This is a genomic window from Pseudomonas sp. Marseille-Q5117, from assembly GCF_946901175.1.
GTDB classification, from domain to species: domain Bacteria; phylum Pseudomonadota; class Gammaproteobacteria; order Pseudomonadales; family Pseudomonadaceae; genus Aquipseudomonas; species Aquipseudomonas iranensis.
On record NZ_CAMPPP010000006.1, the window covers coordinates 142,543 to 162,420 of the forward strand.

The window sequence follows — 19,878 nt, forward strand, 5'->3', positions numbered from 1 at the left end:
CCCGGTCTAACTCCGGCCTTGAAAAGCATGAAGATCGGCTCCCTTTCCCCCTCGCCCCCTTGGGGGAGAGGGCTGGGGTGAGGGGGAGGCTTTTGACTTTGATCTGGCAGCGCAGAGGACTACAATCCCCACCCCGCCTCACCGGCCGCTCTGCCCCGCCCATGCTGACCTGCTCCGTACACCCACTGCCCTACCGTGCCAATCCCGCCGACTACTTCGCGGCCATCCGCAATGCCCCGGCGCCGTACTGCTCGACAGCGGCCGGCCGAGCGCCGAACGCGGCCGTTATGACTTGCTCAGCGCCTGGCCGCTGGAACAACTGGCGGTGTTGCCGGACGAAAGCGGCGCGCATTTCCTCCAGCGCCTGCGCGACAACCTCAGCCGCTTGGGCGAAGCGCAGTTGCCTGCCGGGTATGGATTGCCGTTTGCCGGCGGATTGATCGGCTATTTGAGCTACGACTTCGGCCGGCATCTGGAAAACCTGCCGAGTCAGGCACTGGATGACCTGCAACTGCCCGGTGCGCGTTTTGGCCTGTACGACTGGGCGCTGATCAGTGATCACCACGGGCAAACCAGCCAACTGGTCTTTCATCCATCGCTTGTCGACGGTGAACGGCAGCGATTGGTCGCGCTGTTCACCCAGCCTCAAATTGACGCGCTGGCGCCCTTCAGACTGAACGCCCCCATGGCCGCTGATCTCTCGGCCGACGATTACCGTCAGGCCTTCGAACGCATTCAGGACTACATCCAGGCTGGCGACTGCTATCAGGTCAACTTCGCGCAACGCTTTCGTGCTGAATGCCAGGGCGATCCGTGGCTGGCTTACTGCGCTTTGCGTCAGGCCTGCCCGACGCCGTTCTCCGGGTTCCAGAGCCTGCCCGACGGCGGCGCAGTGCTGAGCCTGTCACCGGAACGTTTCGTCAGAGTCAGCCAGCGCCAAGTCGAAACCCGTCCGATCAAGGGCACCCGCCCCCGTGGCGTCACCCCAGCCGAGGACGCGGCCAACGCCGCCGAACTCTTGGCGAGCCCCAAGGACCGCGCGGAAAACCTGATGATCGTCGACCTGCTGCGCAACGATCTCGGGCGCACCTGCCGCATCGGCTCGGTGCGGGTGCCGGAGTTGTTCAGTCTGGAGAGTTATCCGAACGTGCATCACCTGGTCAGCAGCGTGACCGGTGAACTGGCGACGGATCGTGATGCGCTCGACCTGATCGCTGGCAGTTTCCCCGGCGGCTCAATCACCGGCGCACCGAAGATTCGGGCGATGCAGATCATCGACGAGCTGGAGCCGACCCGGCGCGGTCTGTATTGCGGCTCGTTGCTGTACCTGGACGTGCGCGGCGAGATGGACAGCTCCATCGCCATTCGCAGTCTGTTGGTCAAGGATGGACAGGTGTGCTGCTGGGGCGGCGGCGGGATCGTCGCCGATTCGGACTGGCAGGCGGAGTATCAGGAGTCGATGACCAAAGTGCGGATCCTGCTCGATACCCTGCAAAACCTCTGAAGCATCGCGAGCAGCCTCCCACACCGATCGTTCCCACGCTCCTGCGTGGGAATGCAGCCCGGGACGCTCCGCGTCCCATCCAAAGCCGAACGCGGAGCGTCCGTTGAGGCATTCCCACGCGGAGCGTGGGAACGATCATCATGTGGGAGCGAGCCTGCTCGCGAAGACGTCCTTCCAGACTACAAACTCAACTCTCTATTAGAGGCCTTGAGAAATTCCTGCTTCAGCTCTTCAAACGTATGTACCGCCGGAAACTGCGGAAACTCGCGAATCACGTTGTCCGGCGCATGAAACAGAATCCCTGCGTCCGCCTCGCCGAGCATGGTCGTGTCGTTGTATGAATCCCCCGCCGCGATTACCCGGTAGTACAGGCTCTTGAACGCCAGCACCGACTGACGCTTGGGATCTTTCTGGCGCAGTTGATAGCCCGTCACCCGACCGTTTTCGTCAGTGATCAAGCGATGGCAGAGCAAGGTCGGGAAGCCCAGCTGGCGCATCAGCGGCTGCGAGAATTCATAAAAAGTGTCCGAGAGAATCACCACCTGAAAGCGCTCGCGCAGCCAGTTGACGAACTCCACCGCGCCATCCAGCGGTTTCAGTGTGGCGATCACTTCCTGAATGTCCGAGAGCTTGAGGCCGTGCTCATCGAGGATGCGCAGGCGCTGCTTCATCAAAACGTCGTAATCGGGAATGTCCCGGGTGGTGGCCTTGAGGGAGTCGATTCCGGTTTTTTCGGCGAAGGCGATCCAGATTTCCGGTACCAGTACCCCTTCAAGATCCAGGCAAGCAATTTCCACAAGACACTCCCGTTTGTAGTGATTATTGAGTCGAGCGAGGCCGAACTCTAGCGTTTGCACCCGAGGCGCGCAACGCAGAGGACGCCCCGGGCGCGGCAGCTTTTTGTTACCATCGGCCCCCTATAGAGCGCCCGAGCGCCATTGACCTGTAGGAAGCCGCCCTGATGAGCCCAACGTTCGACGTCGTGGAACTCGCCACGACCTATGCCAACAAATCCGCCCAGGACATCCTCAAGCTCGCCTTCGCCGAGTTCGGCGATGACTTGTGGATATCTTTCAGCGGCGCCGAGGACGTGGTGCTGGTGGACATGGCGTGGAAGCTGAACAAGAACGTCAAAGTGTTCAGCCTCGACACCGGCCGCCTGCATCCGGAGACCTACCGCTTCATCGAGCAGGTGCGCGAGCATTACCAGATCGATATTGAAATTGTCTCGCCGGACTACACGAAACTCGAGCCGTTCGTGAAGGAAAAAGGCCTGTTCAGCTTCTATAAAGATGGCCACGGCGAATGCTGCGGCATCCGCAAGATCGAGCCGCTGCGGCGCAAGCTGTCCGACGTCAAAGCCTGGGCCACCGGCCAGCGCCGCGACCAGAGCCCGGGCACCCGCAGCGCTGTGGCGGTGCTGGAAATCGACACAGCCTTCTCGACACCGGAACGAACCCTGTACAAGTTCAACCCGTTGGCGCAGATGACCAGCGAGGAGATCTGGGGCTACATCCGCATGCTCGAACTACCGTACAACAGCCTGCACGAGCGCGGCTTCATCAGCATTGGCTGCGAACCCTGCACCCGCCCGGTGCTGCCGAACCAGCACGAACGCGAAGGCCGCTGGTGGTGGGAAGAAGCGACGCAGAAGGAATGCGGACTGCATGCGGGGAATATCATCAGCAAGAGCAAGGTTTGATCCCCCATTTATAGAAGGACCTGTGGGAGCGAGCCTGCTCGCGAAAGCGCCGTTCCAGTCAACGTTTCAGTTGCCTGATCCGCCGCTTTCGCGAGCAGGCTCGCTCCCACATTGATATGTGCCAGGCACTCAAAAGGTGTACACAAGGTTGTCACCATCGGTGCCATTTATGTGTGCACTTTCAGTTCTGCCGCCCTAAAAAGTTACACTCCCCAGCAGAATCCCCATCTGCTTGCCCCTCTGCAAATTCCCTCCCCTGAAAAAAATTCCTGTCCAATCGATCAATTTATATCGCCTGTTTTTCAGCCACTTATGCCGCATTGATAACTATTCGAAATGAGCCCTGCCGCATATAGATTGGCAACTGGCACAAATCTGGCTTTATCGCATACATGTTTTGTATACAAAACTGCAAAACATGCACACTTTCGATCCGCAAGCCTGAAGCGCCCTATCCCGTACAGGCTGCAGATGCCCCGTAACCAGTGATGTTTTCACCGCCGCGACGAAGATTTGTCGAGCCTGAGCGCTCATGCACAGTCATCGCGGTGGCGAACGTCAGGAGCCTGCCGGAATGCGTACAAGTCTTTCGAATAACATCGCGCTGAATCTGCCCTCCTCCACGCTCGATCAACCGCTGCCCGATGACGGGCTGAGCGAGCCGCTGCAACTAAGCCCGCGCCTGCACAACAGCGATCTGGCGCCGACCAAAGCCGAAGGGCGACGCTGGGGCCAGTACAGCATCTTCGCCCTGTGGACGAATGATGTGCACAACATCGCCAACTACTCGTTCGCCATCGGCCTGTATGCGTTGGGCCTGGGCGGCTGGCAGATTCTGTTGTCGCTGGGGATTGGCGCGGCGCTGGTGTACTTCTTCATGAACCTGTCCGGGTACATGGGGCAGAAAACCGGGGTGCCGTTTCCGGTGATCAGCCGGATCAGTTTCGGCATTCACGGTGCGCAAATTCCTGCATTGATCAGGGCGGTGATCGCCATCGCCTGGTTCGGTATTCAGACGTACCTCGCCTCGGTGGTATTCCGCGTCCTGCTGACCGCCGTGCATCCGGGCTTTGCCGAATACGATCACAACTCGATTCTCGGCCTGTCGACTCTGGGCTGGGTGTGCTTCGTTGCCATCTGGCTGGTGCAACTGGCGATCCTCGCCTACGGCATGGAGATGGTGCGCCGTTACGAGGCGTTTGCCGGGCCGGTGATTCTGCTGACCGTTGCTGCCCTCGCCGGGTGGATGTACTTCCAGGCCAACGCGACCATTGCCTGGTCGATCCGCGAGCCGCTGACCGGTGGCGAGATGTGGCGCAACATCTTCGCCGGCGGCGCGTTGTGGCTGGCGATCTACGGCACGCTGATCCTCAACTTCTGCGATTTCGCCCGTTCTTCGCCGTGCCGCAAAACCATCAAGGTGGGAAATTTCTGGGGTTTGCCGGTGAATATTCTGGTATTCGCCGCGATTACCGTGCTGCTCTGTGGCGCGCAGTTCCAGATCAACGGGCGGATCATCGAAAGCCCGACCGAAATCATCGCCTCGATCCCCAACACATTCTTTCTGGTGCTCGGCTGCCTGGCTTTTCTGATCGTCACCGTCGCGGTGAACATCATGGCCAACTTCGTCGCCCCGGCGTTCGTCCTCAGCAACCTGGCGCCGAAGTACCTGACCTTCCGCCGCGCCGGGTTGATCAGCGCGACCATCGCTGTACTGATTCTGCCGTGGAACCTCTACAACAGCCCGCTGGTGATCGTGTATTTCCTGTCGGGCCTCGGCGCCCTGCTCGGCCCGCTGTACGGGGTGATCATGGTCGACTACTGGCTGATCCGCAAAGGCCGGATCAACGTGCCGCAGCTCTACAGCGAAGATCCCAACGGCGCTTATTACTACAGCCGTGGCATCAATTTCCGCGCGGTGGCGGCGTTTATTCCTGCAGCGCTGATCGCCATCGTCCTGGCCCTGGTACCTGGTTTCCACAGTGTTTCGCCGTTCTCCTGGCTGATCGGTGCCGGTATCGCCGGCATGCTTTACCTGATCATCGCCAAACGCCAGACGCATTACGCCGAAGTCAGCGGCGAATGCATCGCTGTGGATAACGTCAGCCACTGATCCCTTCGCGGCCCGGTTTTCGGGCCGCACCACTGCCCGCAATAAGGATTTTCCATGCGTATTCTCGTGGTCAACGTCAACACCACCGAATCCATCACCGACGCCATCGCCCGCTCGGCGCAGGCCGTCGCTTCACCCGGCACCGAAATCGTCGGCCTGACGCCGTACTTCGGCGCCGAATCGATTGAAGGCAATTTCGAAAGTTACCTGGCGGCCATCGCCGTGATGGACCGAGTGATGGCCTATGACCAACCCTTCGATGCGGTGATCCAAGCCGGCTACGGCGAACATGGCCGCGAAGGCTTGCAGGAGTTGCTCAACGTGCCAGTGGTAGATATCACTGATGCGGCGGCCAGCACCGCAATGTTCCTCGGCCATGCCTACTCGGTGGTGACCACGCTGGATCGCACCGTGCCGCTGATCGAGGATCGGCTGAAATTGTCCGGCCTGTGGGATCGCTGTGCCTCGGTGCGCGCCAGCGGTCTGGCGGTTCTGGAGCTGGAACACGAACCGCAGCGCGCACTGGAAGCGATCGTGCAGCAGGCCGAACTGGCGGTGACCCAGGACAAGGCCGAGGTGATTTGCCTGGGCTGCGGCGGCATGGCCGGGCTGGACGAGCAGATTCGCCGGCGCACCGGCGTGCCGGTGGTGGATGGCGTGACAGCGGCGGTGATGATTGCCGAATCGCTGGTGCGCTTGAAGTTATCGACGTCGAAGGTGCGCACTTATGCGACGCCACGGCCGAAGAATATTGTTGGATGGCCGGGGCGGTTTGCTCGCTGAGTTATCCATTCGAAACCGAGTTGCCCTTTTCGCGAGCAGGCTCGCTCCCACATTTGCACCGCGTCTCCCTGTGGGAGCGAGCCTGCTCGCGAATGCAAACGACTCAGTCCCAAGCCTTACTTAGATGGCACTAAACCGCCGCCCCAGCCCCTGCTCAGCAAACTGTTCAATCACGAAATCCACAAACGCCCGGGTCTTCCCCGGCAACAATTTGTGCTCGGCGTAATAGATCGAAATGTTGCCGTCATCGACAAACCATTCCGGCAGCACCCGCTGTAACGTCCCTGCCTGAAGATACGCGACCGCAAACGGCATGCTCACCAGCGCAATGCCCAAACCTTGCATCGCCGTTGCACAGGCAGCCTCGGAATCACTCATGGTGATCCGGGCCCGCAACGTCAGCGGGCTGTGTTGCTGATCGCGGTGAGTCAGTTGCCAGGAACGCACGCGCCCGGTCTGCGGTGAGCGAATCAGAATGCCGTCGTGTTGCTTGAGGTCATCGGGATGGCTGATCGGCGCATGTTTTTGCAGATAGTCCTCAGATGCCACCAACACCCGATGCGCCGGTGTCAGCCTGCGCGCAACCACGCCTTGCGGCAGTTCAAAGCCGCCGCCAATCGCCGCGTCGAAGCCCTGCCCGATCAGATCGACTTGGCGGTTATCGAAATGCCAGTCCGGGTTGATCGCCGGATAGCGCCGCAGAAACTCACCGAGCAGCGGCACGATATACAGACGGCCGAACACCGTGCCCATGCTGACTTTCAGCGTGCCGGCCGGTTGCCCGCCGGCACTGGCCAGATTGGCCACGGCATTCTGGATGGTGGTCAGGCTGGCGCTGACTTCACTCAAAAACAGCTGCCCCGCTTCGGTGAGGGTCAGGCTGCGTGTACTACGCTGGAACAGCCGCACGCCAAGCCGCGCCTCCAGTTTCGCCACGCTTTTGCCCACTGCCGCCGGGGTCAGGCTCAAGCGTCGCGCGGCTTCGGCAAAGCTGCCGACTTCGGCGCTGCGCACAAAGCATTCGATACTGCTGAACGTTTCCATGATCGCCACTATAAACTTCTGGTTTACACAGACTATAGCAATCATGGTCTACCCGGTTGTCGATGCCACGCCGATACTCGGCACCAACACCAAGGCATTCCGCCTTGAACACTTGGAGATCGAACATGACCACTCAACACCTCAGCGGCAAGGTCGCTCTGATTCAAGGCGGTTCGCGCGGCATCGGCGCAGCCATCGTCAAATGTCTGGCCGCTGAAGGCGCCGCCGTCGCTTTCACTTACGTCAGCTCCGCCGCCAAAGCCGAAGAACTACAGAACAGCATCACCGGCAACGGCGGCAAAGCCTTGGCGATCAAGGCTGACAGCGCCGACGCCAGCGCGATTCGCCACGCCGTCAGCGCGACGGTCGAAGCGTTTGGCCGGCTGGACATTCTGGTCAACAACGCCGGCGTGCTGGCCATCGCGCCGCTGGAAGACTTCAAACTGGAAGACTTCGATCAGACCCTGGCCATCAACGTGCGCAGCGTGTTCATTGCGTCCCAGGAAGCGGCGAAACACATGGGCGAAGGCTCGCGGATCATCAACATCGGCAGCACCAACGCCGACCGCATGCCCTTCGGCGGTGGCGGCGTGTACGCAATGAGCAAATCGGCACTGGTCGGCCTGACCAAAGGCCTGGCCCGCGATCTCGGCCCACGCGGTATCACCATCAACAACGTGCAACCTGGCCCGGTCGACACCGACATGAACCCGGCCCACGGCGAATTCGCCGACAGCCTGATCCCGCTGATGGCCGTCGGTCGTTACGGCACCGCCGATGAAATCGCCCGCTTCGTCGCCTACCTGGCCGGGCCGGAAGCCGGCTACATCACCGGTGCCAGCCTGACCATCGACGGTGGTTTCGGCGCCTGACAGACCGGCAAGAAAAAACGCCGCCCTTCTTTATAGCAAGGGCGGCGTTTTTGTATGGCGGTCAAGCCAGTTCCAGCGTCGGCAGGCCAAAGGCGCTGGGCCTGAAGTCTTTCAGCGAGCGGATAATGCCGTCAGCGTGGGCATATTTCTCATCGGCCATCGCTGCGTCGGGGATGGCGATCGCGGTCATGCCGGCCGCTTTCGCGGCGGTGACGCCGAACGGCGAATCCTCGAACACCAGACAATCCGAGGGCGCGACGCCCAGACGCCTGGCAGCGGTGAGAAAGATATCCGGCGCCGGTTTGGCCGCGCCGACTTCCGGATCGTCCGCCGTGACGATGAAATCGAACAGCGCAAACCATTCACGGTGCAAGGTGGTTTTCTGCCCGAACGACTGGCGCGATGAACTGGTGCCCACCGCGATCGGGATGTTGTGCGCCTTGAGGTGACGCACCAGCGCTTCGGCCCCCGGCATTGCCTGCGCCTTGGGAAAACGCTCGCGCATCAGCGGCTCGCGAATCTGCAGGAATTCTTCCGGAGTGATCGGTAGTTCCAGCGCCTGCACCACGTAATTGGCCAGGTCATTGGCACCGCGACCAATGATGTTTTGTTTGACGCTCCAGTCGAAGGTTTTCCCGTAGCGCCCGGCAATCAGCGAGGTGACCTCGGTGTAAATGCCTTCGGTGTCGAGCAGCAAACCGTCCATATCGAAAATCACGGCCTTGATCGGGCCGAACGTCTTCAGCGGTGCATTCATCATCGGATCCGTTAACAAAGACATCCCGGGCGACAGGCAACGTGCCGCAACGCGGATCTGATTAATGGGTTCAGCAGCATAGCGAGGCCGATGGACATTGAGCAACGGGCAATGCCATCGACGCCTTTTCGCATTTAGCGAAAACTCCTACAGACACTGCCTACTTCCCCGACTTCTTTCCTTTTTGATCCCCCGCAAAGTCCGCGCTCCCGTTTCTTCATATGCGCGAGCGACTGCGAATGTTTCAACCCGATCAGCTCCTGGCCCTGAACAACAGCATCGGACTGCTGGTGGTGGCCGCCCTGAATCCCCAGCAGCCCGATTTCGAAGCGCTGATCGATGAGTTCCGCCTGTGCCTGAACAACTACGACGCCTGGGCCGAGCAGTTCTGGACCGGGACCGCGCTGGACATCGAGCAGGTGTTCAAGGTTGGCAATGACGTACAACTGAGCGCGCCGATCACCTCGCGCGCACCTGTCAGCTCATCGGTGGTCATGTGTTCGGCCAGCGGTCCGTTGACCTTGGTGCATTTGTTCGAAACCGCGCGCTTCGTGCCGATCGGCGACACCCCGGTGACCCTCGAACCGCTGCTCAGCGAAGTCGACGGCGTACAGACCTTCGGCGAACCACTGCGCCACACCATCGGCCCGAGCGGGATCCTCGAAGTGACCGATTGCATGCGCGGCCAGCGCTACCGCGTCACCTTCTTTCCCGATGTTTCTACCGACCATGTCCGCACCCTGTATGCCTCATATGAAGGCGTGATTGCCGGTCTTGAAGGTTGGCTGCGCATCGAATGGACAGGCTTCCAACCGCAATGGACGGAGTTTTCCAGCGCCGGTTTTCTTGATCGTTACGGGCAGTTGCAACGGGCCGATTGGCGCGGTCTGGAAAAAGCTTTGAATGGCGTCTGGGATGACATTCAACAACTGTTCGCCCTACTTGCCGATCTGCAGGAGCACAGCGCAAAGCTCCTGGAATACCTCAGCGAAGTCGAACTTGAGGCGCTGCTGGCGGCTTCCAGCGAGGCGATTGCCAACGCCTTGTTGATGCTCAGCGACGAGCCGTTGCTGTTCATTCATCTGGCCGCGTTCACCAGTTGGCTGAAGATGCTGCCGCCGCAATACCTCGCGGAGGTGGTGGCCGAAGTTCGCACCGAGTTGCTCATCAGTTTTCTGTTGATGCGCGTCGCCGGGGGTGCCGGCGTATCGCTGCGTTTGAGCAGCAAGGTCCTGGCGAAAGTCAAGTCGCCACGGGCGCGAGAGTGGCTGGCCGCCTCAGCCTTGCGTCTGGCTGAGCTGACTTCGACACCGGAACTCAAGCAGCACGCGAGCACGCTGAAGCCGCTGATGTTCCATGCCCGCGAAGTGGAGCTGAAGCCGACGCCATCGATTCCGCTGAACATTCGCCAAGCCGATGAAGTTGTGTTGAGCGTGCCGAATCCGGCGCCACTCGCGCGGGACAAATCTCAAAACATGGCCCGCCTTGAGCGCCATGAGCCACACGACGACGCGCCCGACCAAGCAAAGAACCCCAACGGCGATGCCGCCGATTGCGTGCCCAAAACCTGTACCAATGGCTGCCCGGTGTCGATGGTCACCGGCGAAGAACTGCTGACCCTGACCGACGCGGTGCTCGACGGCGTGCTGCCCTTCGAGTTCACCCGCTTGTACCGCAGCAGCGCGGTCGAGATCGACATCGGCCTGGGTTTCGGCTGGAGCCATACGCTGGCCCATCGGCTGACCTTCGACGGCGATGGCGTGATCTGGATCGATCAGGAGAACCGCCGAACCCGCTTTCCCTTGCCCAATGTCGCGCGTCCGGCGATTCACAACAGCCTGTCGCGGGCGGCGATCTTTCTCGGTGATGAGCCGGAAGAACTGATTCTGGCGTTGGCCGGTGACAGCGCACGGTTTTACCACTTTCGCGCCGGCCGGCTGACCGCAATCAGCGATGTCTTCGGTAATCGTCTGACCCTGCAACGCGATCGCTCCGACCGCATTCAGCGTCTGGACACCGGCGCCGGGCGCGCCCTGCTGTTGCGTTATGACCGCGCGCAACTGGTGGCGGTCGATTATCAGGTGTTTGTTCAGGGCGAGTGGATCACCGAGCAAAACCTCGCCACCTACAGCTTCGATGCCCGGCAACGCCTGCTGGTCGCGACCAACGCGGTCGGCGACAGCGAGCGCTACGACTACGACGACCACCACGTCATCCTCCAGCGCCAGCTGACCGGCGGCGCGAGCTTCTTCTGGGAGTGGCAGCGCGAGGGCAAAGCCGCCCGCTGCGTGCGGCACTGGGCGTCGTTCTCGCAGATGAACACCCGTTACGTCTGGAACGATGACGACGCCAGCGTGACCGTGCATTACGTCGACGGTACCGAAGAAGTCTACGTCCACGACGAGCGCGCGCGGCTGGTGCGCCAGGTTGCGGCCGATGGCGGCGAGCAGCTCAAGGCCTATGACCAGCAGGGGCGCTTGATCGCCGAGCAGGATGCGTTGGGCGCGGTTACCGAATACCGCTATGACGAAGTCGGACGGCTGATCGCGCTGATTCCGCCGGACGATGCACCAACGTCCTACGAGTACCGCAACGGGTTTCTCTACAAGCGTTGCCGTGGTGAGGCGGTGTGGATCTACCGGCGCAACGCTGAAGGCGCCGTTACCGAAGCGGTCGATCCCGACGGCCAGGTCACGCATTACTACTACAACCTGCGCGGGCAATTGCTGTCGCTGCGTTATCCGGACAGCAGCCGCCACCGCTGGGTGTGGAACGAGCTCGGCCAGCTCATCGAAGAAACCCTGCCCGATGGCGGCGTGCGGCGCTTTTCCTACGATGCGCTGGGCCGGCGGATTACCACTCAGGACGAATTTGGTGTTGTCAGCCGTCAGCAGTGGGACGCGGCTGGCCGACTGATCCTGACGACTTCTCCTACGGGCAGCACGCGCGCCTACAGCTACGGCGCCTACGGCCAGATCACCGCCGAACGCGACGAGCTCGGGCGCATCACCCGCTATGAATATGACGATGATCTGCACCTAGTCTCGCGGCGGATCAACCCCGACGGCACCCGCGTGCAGTATCGCTATGACCATGCGCGGTTGTTGCTGACCGAGATTGAAAACGAGTCGGGCGAAAAATACCGACTGGATTACACGCCGACCGGATTGATCCGACAGGAAACCGGGTTTGATGGACGGCGCACGGCTTACGTCTACGACCTCAATGGTCATTTGCTGGAAAAGACCGAGTTCGGCGAGCAGGGTTTATCGCTGGTCACCCGGTACGAGCGCGACGCGGCTGGAAGGTTGCGAGTCAAAACCCTGGCCGATGGGATCAAAGTCCGCTACGACTACGACCGCCTCGGCCGATTGATCGGTGTCGATGACGGCCAGAACCATCCGCTGGCCTTCGAGTATGACCGTCAGGATCGCTTGATCACCGAGCATCAGGGCTGGGGCACTCTGCGCTACGCCTATGACGCCTGCGGTCAGCTCAAACGCCTGCGCCTGCCGGACAACAGCAAGCTCGATTATCACTACGCCAAGGGCGGTGCGCTGTCGGCCATCGACCTCAACGGCACGCCGCTCACGCGCCACGTCTACCAGTCCGGTCGCGAGCAGCAACGCCAGCAGGGTCTGCTGCTCAGCGAATATGCCTACGACGATCAGGGCCGCTTGCTCGCCCATGCTGTAGGTCATCGCCACGCCTCGCTGTACCGCCGCGATTATGCCTACAGCGCCAATGGCAATCTTGAGCACATCGCCGACAGCCGCCACGGTCAGCGCACCTACGGCTACGACGCCCTCGACCGGTTGATCCGCGTACGCCACTCGCGCGACGAACTGCCCGAATCCTTCGCCCACGACCCGGCCGGCAACCTGCTGATGCAGGACCGCCCCGGTCCCGCCCAGATCAAAGGCAATCGCCTGCTGATGCAGGGCGACCGCCATTACGACTACGACGCCTTCGGCAACCTGATCCGCGAACGCCGAGTCCACGGCCAGACCCTGGTCACCGAATACCGCTACGACTGCCAGCACCGCCTCATCGGCCTGACCCGCCCCGACGGCCAGACCGCCACTTATCACTACGACGCCTTCGACCGCCGTATCCGCAAAACCGTCGACGGCGCCGTCACCGAATTTTTCTGGCAAGGCGAACACCTCGTCGCCGAAAGCAGCGCCACGCAATACCGCAGCTTCCTCTACGAACCCGGCACCCTCCGCCCACTCGCGATGCTCGACGGCAAAGGCCCGAAAAAGGCCTGCCCCTTCTACTACCAACTCGACCACCTCGGCACCCCGCAGGAACTCACCGACTACAGCGGCGAAATCGTCTGGTCCGCGCAATACGACGCCTACGGCAAAGTCGCCGCTGTGACCCTGGCCGGCGAAGACTACCTCGACCAACCGCTGCGCTTTCAGGGGCAGTATTTCGATGTTGAAAGTGGGCTGCATTACAACCGGCATCGGTATTACGACCCGAGGCTTGGGCGGTATCTGACGCCGGACCCGGTGAAGCTCGCGGGCGGGTTGAATCAGTACCAGTACGTACCGAATCCGACGGGGTGGGTGGATCCGTTGGGGTTGACGTCCAATTGCCCGCCGCCGAATAAGCCTGGGTGTGAGGTGCCGGGGGCGAGTGATGGGGTTAAGGTTGATGAGGGGGAGCCTGATGCACCAGCGCCTAAGAAAAAACAGGAATATCTGTACCGAGGAGACTCAAGAGACCCGTCCGATGTTTTTGTGAACGGATTCAAAAGCAAGGGAGACAGCGAGGACTTATTCCTCCACTCCATTGATAGCGATTTTCCTCCAAGCGGCTTTATCAGCACCTCCCCCTCTAGAGACGTGGGAAAAGAGTTTGCTACCAGCTTTTTTACAAAAACCGGGTTTCTTTATACTTTGAAGAGAGTCGAGGGCTATGATTTGAAGCAAGAATTAGGAAACCGATACAAATTTTCCCGAGAACAGGAATTCGCCGTTCCAAAAGTCATCAAAAATGAAGACATTCTAGGCGCCACGATAATTATTGATGATGGGCGTGACTTTGGTTACTCCATCCCGAATCCGTATAGGAAAATTGACAAATGATTTCGGAGTTCAAAATTATCGTAGAAAAAGAATACGCAACCAAAGATGTAGTTCTGATTTGCGACAGCGAGGAAATAAGCATAACTCTAAGCCTGGACGGATTATCGCCAAAAACATACACCGGCAAAAATTTTTATCACTGTTTCGGCTTAATCCGCAAGGACAACCCTCTAGTAACTTTCTTTTGCAAAGGCTCAAAGTTAAATGTTCACCCCTCCAGCTTATCATCACAAATGTCTCTTGGATTAAAAGCTTATGAATTGACAAATGGAGCAGAACCATCACTGAAAGATGTGGTGTCGATATTTGACTACGAAAATGAAAACCTAACAAACTCACCAGAACTACAAAGAGAATTTTTCTTACAGTGGATGGGGGCCTAGGGGTAGAAAGATATACTTTTTTGACAACAGAATTGATAAATGGCGCCCATGTAAATTTTAAGAAAGACGCAAGCCGAGCCTCAACCAACACTACGTAAAGACGCTTTCAAGATAGATCGACAGGCTAAAAGAACACATGAATCACTGGAATGAGATACATGGCAGCAAACTCTTCAACATGGTCTTCAGCCGAAATGTACCTATCGGAGAGATTAAGCTCTTCACTCTAAACATAGACAATAATCTTTCAACACTGACTCTGGCATTTGACATCAGAGAAATTCCAGACACGCCTCCGAATAAGTGGAAATCCATAGAATACAATGCTTGTCGCATAGGGATAACGTGCAGTGAAGTTACAAGCTTGACGATATCCAATCTCCCCATACGGGAAATATTTCAATTATCCATTAAAAATTTTGAGAGCGGGCACTTGGTTCGCATTGCATCAGAGACTTCCGAGATAAAATTCATTACGTCATCATTGAGATTAAGAGAGCCTAGCGTCTATTTAACAGAGTCACCTGTCTAAACATCACACACTTAACACTCCACGCGCAGCGCCGGCAAGACCAAAAGCAATATCACCAACGCTAAAGCTATTACCGCCCCAAAGAGCATACCGCAATTTTTAAACAATAAAAATGCAATCCAGCCAGCCAATTCATCGGACTAGATATTTTGCAAATTAGGAGAAAATGATGAGTGATCAAACCTTGGATGCCCTGATAAATGACTTTATTGCTATGGTAGAGACAAGCACGCTGATATTTGAAGAAAAATTTGGTACTCGAGACATTCGAAGGCTTTGGCATACCAAGGCGATAAAGCGTCGCGGGAGAGTCACTCGAGGCGTTAAATATGAATTGCACGGCATCGGCTGCCGCATTAATCTATCGACAGGAACTGTAGATTTTGACTATGGGCCTAATGGTGAAATCAATGGGTTTGACATTTGCCGCTTATACTTCTTTGCTTGCGAAAGACCATCTAAATATAGAAAATACTGCGACAAAAAAAATAATCAAAAAAGAATTCGCCGAATACATAGACCTAAAAAAATCAAGAAAATCTCCTTAATTAGCAACTTGTATATATGGACCAACTGAAAAGAAACCGAAAAGACCAAAACACATAAAAATCACCCTGACTTCCGCATCTGCTTGTGAGACAAACACCAAAATTCACAATGTAAAAATCATTAGAAATATTGGGAAAACCATTTTCGACACAGGAGCGAATGAAACATGTCAGCCTAAAAAGACTCGATACCGATCGACTGGATGATAATCGAAAAACATGAGCAACAACATAATACGTCTCGAAGACTTGATCAAAGGCTTCCTCAGCAAAGTTGAAGAAGGAACAACGCTATTACAAGAAAAATTTGGCACCCGAAACATCCTAAGACTTTGGAGGAGCGGCAAAATAGAACGTTGCGGAGAAATCATCGATGGTGTTGAATATGAACTACACGGCATAGGCTGTGCTATTCATTTTCCCACTGACTCAGTGGACTTCGATTACGGTTCGAATAACAGGATCGATGGTTTTGATGAGTGGCGCCTTTACATATACGCCACCGACAGGCCTTTAAGATATAAAAAATACACTAACATGAAATTTCTTGAGCGTGAATTCAAGACCTATATAGATGCAGGCAGAATCGAAAAAATGTCGCCCTCCGATGACCTCTATGTGTTTATCGACTCAACCGAAAATGACTGAACAAAGATACGTGGGGGCCTGATAGCTCAGGCCCTTTAAATCAGTATTCAAAGTCTCATTCATCACGAACACTCTCACTGCTCATCCCCATCCTCCTCATACTCCATATCCGCCTCATCCGCATCATTCAACGGCACCGTCGCATCATCCATCAGCGAGCCCGGATCTTCATTCCCCGGATCATTGATAAACGGCAGTCCACTCGGGCCCTTCTCTTCTTTGCCTTCGGTTTCAGGAGTCATAGCGCACCTCTTGAGCGTGTGGGATGTATCACTTTCGAAAAGCCCTGCCGCCAATCGTTCCTCTGCCTGACGGCAGACACAAAAAACCCGGCACCACAGACTGTGTGAAAACCTAGCAATCTGCGCAGCGCTCAAAGAAAATGCTCCGTATCGAAAGATACGGAGCATTTTTCGTTATGGCCTACATCCAGGGACAATCCCGCAGCCAGACCAGCCTGTTTCCGGTCTCGCTGGAAGAGTTGATCCCCGAGGATCACCTCGTTCGCGTTATCGATCTTTACGTCGCCAAGCTGGATCTGGCTCGACTGGGCTTTGATAAAGCACTTCCCAAAAGCACCGGCCGTCCCTCTTACGATCCAGCGGATCAGCTCAAACTCTACCTCTACGGCTATTTCCAGCGGATTCGCTCATCACGACGGCTCGAAGCCGAGTGCCAGCGCAACGTCGAAGTGATGTGGCTGATCAATCGACTCAAGCCTGATTTCAAGACCATCGCCGATTTCCGTAAAGACAACAAAGCCGCTTTCATCGCGACGTGCCGGGCCTTCGTGCAGTTTTGCCGCTCAGCGGGGCTGATAACCGGCGAGTTGGTGGCCATTGATGGCAGCAAATTTCAGGCGGTCGCCTCTTCACGGCGTCATATGAATTTGAAGCGGCTCCAACATCAAGAGCAGAAGCTGGAGAAGCGCATCGCCCACTATTTGGCAGAGCTGGACGAGGCAGATAAAACCGAAGCCGGCGAGAAGATTGACCGCAATGCAATCAAGGCGACTTTGGCGCAACTTGAAGTCAGGCATTCCAATAACTTGACGTGCCAGGCGCTGATGAAATCCATGGAGCTTGAGCAATTCAATACCCACGAAAGCGATGCGCGAATGCTGCGAACGCACAAAGGGCCTCGGGTCGGGTACAACGTGCAGACAGCCGTGGACGCTGAAAACTGCATGATCGTGCATCATGAAGTGACTCAGGACAGCGATGATCGCAAGCAACTTGAACCGATGGCCAAGGCCGCCAAGGAACAACTTTCACAAGATGAACTGACGGTCACCGCGGATGCGGGCTACTCCAATGGCAAGCAGTTCCAGGCATGTGAGGATGAGAACATCACGGCTTATGTGCCTGTGGCGCGATCACTCAACTCCTGCGGCAAGGAGCAGATATTTTTCGATCGAACAGCATTTGCCTACGATGCGTCGCAAGATCGATATCAATGCCCTGCCGGAAAATGGCTGATCTTTAAGCAGATCAGCAACAAAGGCCGGATCTACCAAGCGAAGGTCAGCGACTGCGCAAGCTGCCCGATTAAAGCGAAGTGCACCGACGCCAAACGCCGATACATCTCGCGCCATCTGCACGAACAGGCTTTCGAGCGAATGGAGCAGCGAATGCAGGCACATCCCGAAATGATGGTCAGTCGACGATCCATCGTCGAACATCCCTTCGGCAACCTTAAACAGTGGTTATTTGGTAACGCTCGCTTCTTGCTGCGACAGCTTGAAGGCGCGAGAGCTGAAATGGCCTTGGCGGTGAACGCCTACAACCTGAAAAGAGCAATTAACGTGTTGGGCGTGCGCCAGATGATGGCGCTGATGGGCTGAAACGCCTTTTTTCGTTTGCTGTGAGCACAAAAGCAAACGCCCCGAACAAGTCGGGGCGTTTGCTGGAACCACCATCAGTGCGTTTTCACACAGTCTGGCCAGGCCGGGTTTCGGTTGCTCAATCAGCGATGTTTATTCTTGTGTTTGTTTTTGTGTTTGTGGCCGCCGGAATGCGATCCACCGTCGTCGCCAAGATTGTTACCCACCGCGCCGCCCGCTGCGCCGCCTAAACCGGCGCCGATTGCGGAGCCGGTGGAGCCGCCGAGGCTGTTGCCGACGACCGAACCGCCTGCTGCGCCAAGACCGCCGCCGATCGCGGCTTCGGTGCGGTTGCGTTTGTTCGCGCCGACGGCACTGCCCGCCGCGCCGCCAACACCAGCGCCGACCGCTGCGCCCGTGCTGCCGCCGAGTTGTCCGCCAACCACATTACCCAGCGCACCGCCGAGACCACCGCCTACGGCAGCGGTGCCGTCTCCGGCCGCCATCGCGCCCTGCGCCACGAACAAGCCAAAAAACAGTGCAGATAATGACAATCGCATATGAACCTCGCAGTTCCCGAATCGGGACAGTCCGCCCAAGCGGGGCGTATGCAGATTGGAGATGATTTCGCACGAAACGTTCAGCCATGAAAAAGCCCGACATCGAGTCGGGCTTTTTCTGACAGGCCATCAGCCTCAGTGGCGTTTGTGACCTTTGCCCAGGTTGCTGCCGACGGCACCGCCGGCCGCGCCGCCCAGACCTGCACCGATGGTGGCGCCGTTGCGGCCGCCCAGGTTGTTGCCGATCACCGAACCACCGGCCGCACCGACGCCGCCGCCGATCGCCGCTTTGGTGCGGCTGCCCTTGCGTGCCGCGACGGCGCTGCCCGCTGCGCCCGCAACGCCAGCGCCAATTACGGCACCGGTGCTGCCGCCCATTTTCTGACCGACCACGTTACCCAGCGCGCCACCCAGGCCACCGCCCAGCGCAGCGGTGCCATCACCGGCAGCCATTGCACCTTGAGCAACCAGAAGGCCAAGAACCAGAGCAGGCAGTGTTAAACGCATGACGAAAACCTCAAATAAACGGGATGACGAAAAGGAGCGGGATTTAATGCGCTCAGCGCAGGAAAGTCCAGACGCCGGCGGCAGCGTCGATTGGACCGCAATCAGGGAAAAGGTTTTATGCCGGACAAAAAAAAGCCCGCTGGGGAGACGGGCTGGAGACTTGCTTTCTAACGGATGGCTTCACACTACGTTGGCCAACGTGAAAAGTTTGTGAAAAAAAACCGACATTAATGTCAACGCCCGCCCCCTCATTCTTGCGCGCATAAAAAACCCCGTTCAGTGACGGGGTGCGGGATGAAATCACTTTCTGGTCCTTGCCGTGACCTTGGGCAGGAATTTCGCTTTCGGCCCTTTGGGGGCTGTGGATTTGATTTTGCCGATGCTGACCGGATCCTCGCCAAACCCCGACTGATACTCCGACTGACCGCAGCGCACACAGTTGTTGAATGAAAACTCAGCGCCATCATCTTCGATAAATGGACCTGACATAGACTCTCCCCTACGCAACCGGGCCGACACCGGCAAAATAGTTTTGCCTGGAAAATATCGTCCCTCAGCGCTTTTCAGACTAGCCGGTCACTACTGGACTTGCTGTTCAGAAAGGCTGATCACCGACGAATGGAAAAAAGCGTCGCGAGCGATCACTCGCTAAAGATTTCCATCGAACGGCCGCTGCCCTTATTCCTACCAATGAATCTCAAGGAGAGATCATGCAGATCAATGGATTCCCGAACATGCCAGTCGTAAAACTCACGGACGAGCAGATCGCTGCCGGCAAGGCCGGTGCGGAAAAACTCAAGGAAAAGATCGCCTCGGGTGAAATCACCATCAAATACCCGGACAAACCGCTTCTGCAGCCGGGCGTCGTCTACCATCCCAGCGAGCCCGCCCCATCGGCGCAGCCTGACGGGACACCGCCCCTCGTCGCCATCGATACACCGCTGACCTATGACTCAAGAGGCGCTGTGTTGCTCAAGCCTCAGGGCTGATTGACGCGGAAAAAGCCC

18 protein-coding genes and 1 pseudogene are annotated in these 19,878 nt (G+C 57.7%); 12 read left to right on the forward strand and 7 right to left on the reverse strand.

Annotated features, from left to right (window positions below):
- The first annotated feature begins 161 nt into the window (after positions 1–161).
- A pseudogene (pabB, locus tag OC605_RS12170) lies at positions 162–1,504 on the forward strand (aminodeoxychorismate synthase component I).
- 179 nt (positions 1,505–1,683) lie between these two features.
- Here the strand turns inward: pabB and thrH are convergent.
- Positions 1,684–2,301 (reverse strand): bifunctional phosphoserine phosphatase/homoserine phosphotransferase ThrH, encoded by a 618-nt coding sequence (gene thrH / locus OC605_RS12175; protein WP_186565794.1) that lies wholly within the window; start codon positions 2,299–2,301, stop codon positions 1,684–1,686.
- A gap of 164 nt (positions 2,302–2,465) precedes the next feature.
- Here thrH and OC605_RS12180 point away from each other — a divergent pair, with 164 nt between their 5' ends.
- The 3 genes from OC605_RS12180 (at position 2,466) to OC605_RS12190 (ending at position 6,102) form a co-directional block, all read left to right on the forward strand.
- The gene (locus OC605_RS12180; RefSeq protein ID WP_073473953.1) at positions 2,466–3,206 is read left to right on the forward strand and encodes a phosphoadenylyl-sulfate reductase; all 741 of its coding nucleotides are present in this window, start codon (positions 2,466–2,468) and stop codon (positions 3,204–3,206) included.
- A gap of 574 nt (positions 3,207–3,780) precedes the next feature.
- Positions 3,781–5,319 (forward strand): NCS1 family nucleobase:cation symporter-1, encoded by a 1,539-nt coding sequence (locus OC605_RS12185; RefSeq protein ID WP_076566868.1) that lies wholly within the window; start codon positions 3,781–3,783, stop codon positions 5,317–5,319.
- 54 nt (positions 5,320–5,373) lie between these two features.
- On the forward strand, positions 5,374–6,102 hold the full coding sequence (locus OC605_RS12190) for an aspartate/glutamate racemase family protein (RefSeq protein WP_262137364.1): 729 nt from the start codon (positions 5,374–5,376) through the stop codon (positions 6,100–6,102).
- Between the two features lie 120 nt (positions 6,103–6,222).
- Here OC605_RS12190 and OC605_RS12195 read toward each other — a convergent pair whose 3' ends face one another.
- Entirely contained in the window at positions 6,223–7,146 is a 924-nt protein-coding gene (locus OC605_RS12195) for a LysR family transcriptional regulator (RefSeq protein WP_262137366.1), read from the reverse strand.
- Between the two features lie 125 nt (positions 7,147–7,271).
- On the opposite strand from OC605_RS12195, the gene OC605_RS12200 reads away from it, so the two are divergent.
- The gene (locus tag OC605_RS12200) at positions 7,272–8,018 is read left to right on the forward strand and encodes a 3-oxoacyl-ACP reductase family protein (protein ID WP_262137368.1); all 747 of its coding nucleotides are present in this window, start codon (positions 7,272–7,274) and stop codon (positions 8,016–8,018) included.
- A 61-nt stretch (positions 8,019–8,079) separates the two neighbouring features.
- Here the strand turns inward: OC605_RS12200 and OC605_RS12205 are convergent, their stop codons facing one another.
- On the reverse strand, positions 8,080–8,775 hold the full coding sequence (locus OC605_RS12205) for an HAD-IA family hydrolase (RefSeq protein WP_262137370.1): 696 nt from the start codon (positions 8,773–8,775) through the stop codon (positions 8,080–8,082).
- Positions 8,776–9,014: 239 nt separating this feature from the next.
- On the opposite strand from OC605_RS12205, the gene OC605_RS12210 reads away from it, so the two are divergent.
- From OC605_RS12210 to OC605_RS12225, 5 genes are all read left to right on the forward strand, one after another.
- Positions 9,015–13,871, forward strand: coding sequence for an RHS repeat-associated core domain-containing protein (locus tag OC605_RS12210; RefSeq protein ID WP_262137372.1), 4,857 nt, complete (start codon positions 9,015–9,017; stop codon positions 13,869–13,871).
- On the forward strand, positions 13,868–14,254 hold the full coding sequence (locus OC605_RS12215; RefSeq protein WP_262137374.1) for a hypothetical protein: 387 nt from the start codon (positions 13,868–13,870) through the stop codon (positions 14,252–14,254). Before OC605_RS12210 ends, OC605_RS12215 begins: the two co-directional genes overlap by 4 nt.
- Positions 14,255–14,432: 178 nt before the next feature.
- A complete protein-coding gene (locus tag OC605_RS28165) occupies positions 14,433–14,786 on the forward strand; it encodes an Imm50 family immunity protein (protein WP_410055994.1) in 354 nt (117 codons plus the stop codon).
- A gap of 169 nt (positions 14,787–14,955) precedes the next feature.
- Positions 14,956–15,363 (forward strand): DUF6896 domain-containing protein, encoded by a 408-nt coding sequence (locus OC605_RS12220; RefSeq protein ID WP_262137377.1) that lies wholly within the window; start codon positions 14,956–14,958, stop codon positions 15,361–15,363.
- A gap of 190 nt (positions 15,364–15,553) precedes the next feature.
- Positions 15,554–15,982 carry a DUF6896 domain-containing protein gene (locus tag OC605_RS12225; protein WP_262137379.1) on the forward strand — a complete coding sequence of 143 codons (429 nt, stop codon included), beginning with the start codon at positions 15,554–15,556 and terminating at the stop codon, positions 15,980–15,982.
- Positions 15,983–16,056: 74 nt separating this feature from the next.
- On the opposite strand, the gene OC605_RS12230 is transcribed toward OC605_RS12225, so the two are convergent.
- Entirely contained in the window at positions 16,057–16,224 is a 168-nt protein-coding gene (locus tag OC605_RS12230) for a hypothetical protein (protein WP_016773805.1), read from the reverse strand.
- Positions 16,225–16,400: 176 nt separating this feature from the next.
- On the opposite strand from OC605_RS12230, the gene OC605_RS12235 reads away from it, so the two are divergent.
- Entirely contained in the window at positions 16,401–17,825 is a 1,425-nt protein-coding gene (locus OC605_RS12235) for an IS1182 family transposase (protein ID WP_177434347.1), read from the forward strand.
- 122 nt (positions 17,826–17,947) lie between these two features.
- On the opposite strand, the gene OC605_RS12240 is transcribed toward OC605_RS12235, so the two are convergent.
- From OC605_RS12240 to OC605_RS12250, 3 genes are all read right to left on the reverse strand, one after another.
- Positions 17,948–18,364 (reverse strand): YMGG-like glycine zipper-containing protein, encoded by a 417-nt coding sequence (locus OC605_RS12240; RefSeq protein WP_262137381.1) that lies wholly within the window; start codon positions 18,362–18,364, stop codon positions 17,948–17,950.
- Positions 18,365–18,499: 135 nt separating this feature from the next.
- The gene (locus OC605_RS12245; protein ID WP_262137383.1) at positions 18,500–18,871 is read right to left on the reverse strand and encodes a bacteriocin; all 372 of its coding nucleotides are present in this window, start codon (positions 18,869–18,871) and stop codon (positions 18,500–18,502) included.
- Between the two features lie 300 nt (positions 18,872–19,171).
- The gene (locus OC605_RS12250; protein WP_024012286.1) at positions 19,172–19,360 is read right to left on the reverse strand and encodes a hypothetical protein; all 189 of its coding nucleotides are present in this window, start codon (positions 19,358–19,360) and stop codon (positions 19,172–19,174) included.
- 221 nt (positions 19,361–19,581) lie between these two features.
- Here OC605_RS12250 and OC605_RS12255 point away from each other — a divergent pair, with 221 nt between their 5' ends.
- Positions 19,582–19,860 (forward strand): hypothetical protein, encoded by a 279-nt coding sequence (locus OC605_RS12255; protein ID WP_056784095.1) that lies wholly within the window; start codon positions 19,582–19,584, stop codon positions 19,858–19,860.
- The last annotated feature ends 18 nt before the right edge of the window (positions 19,861–19,878 follow it).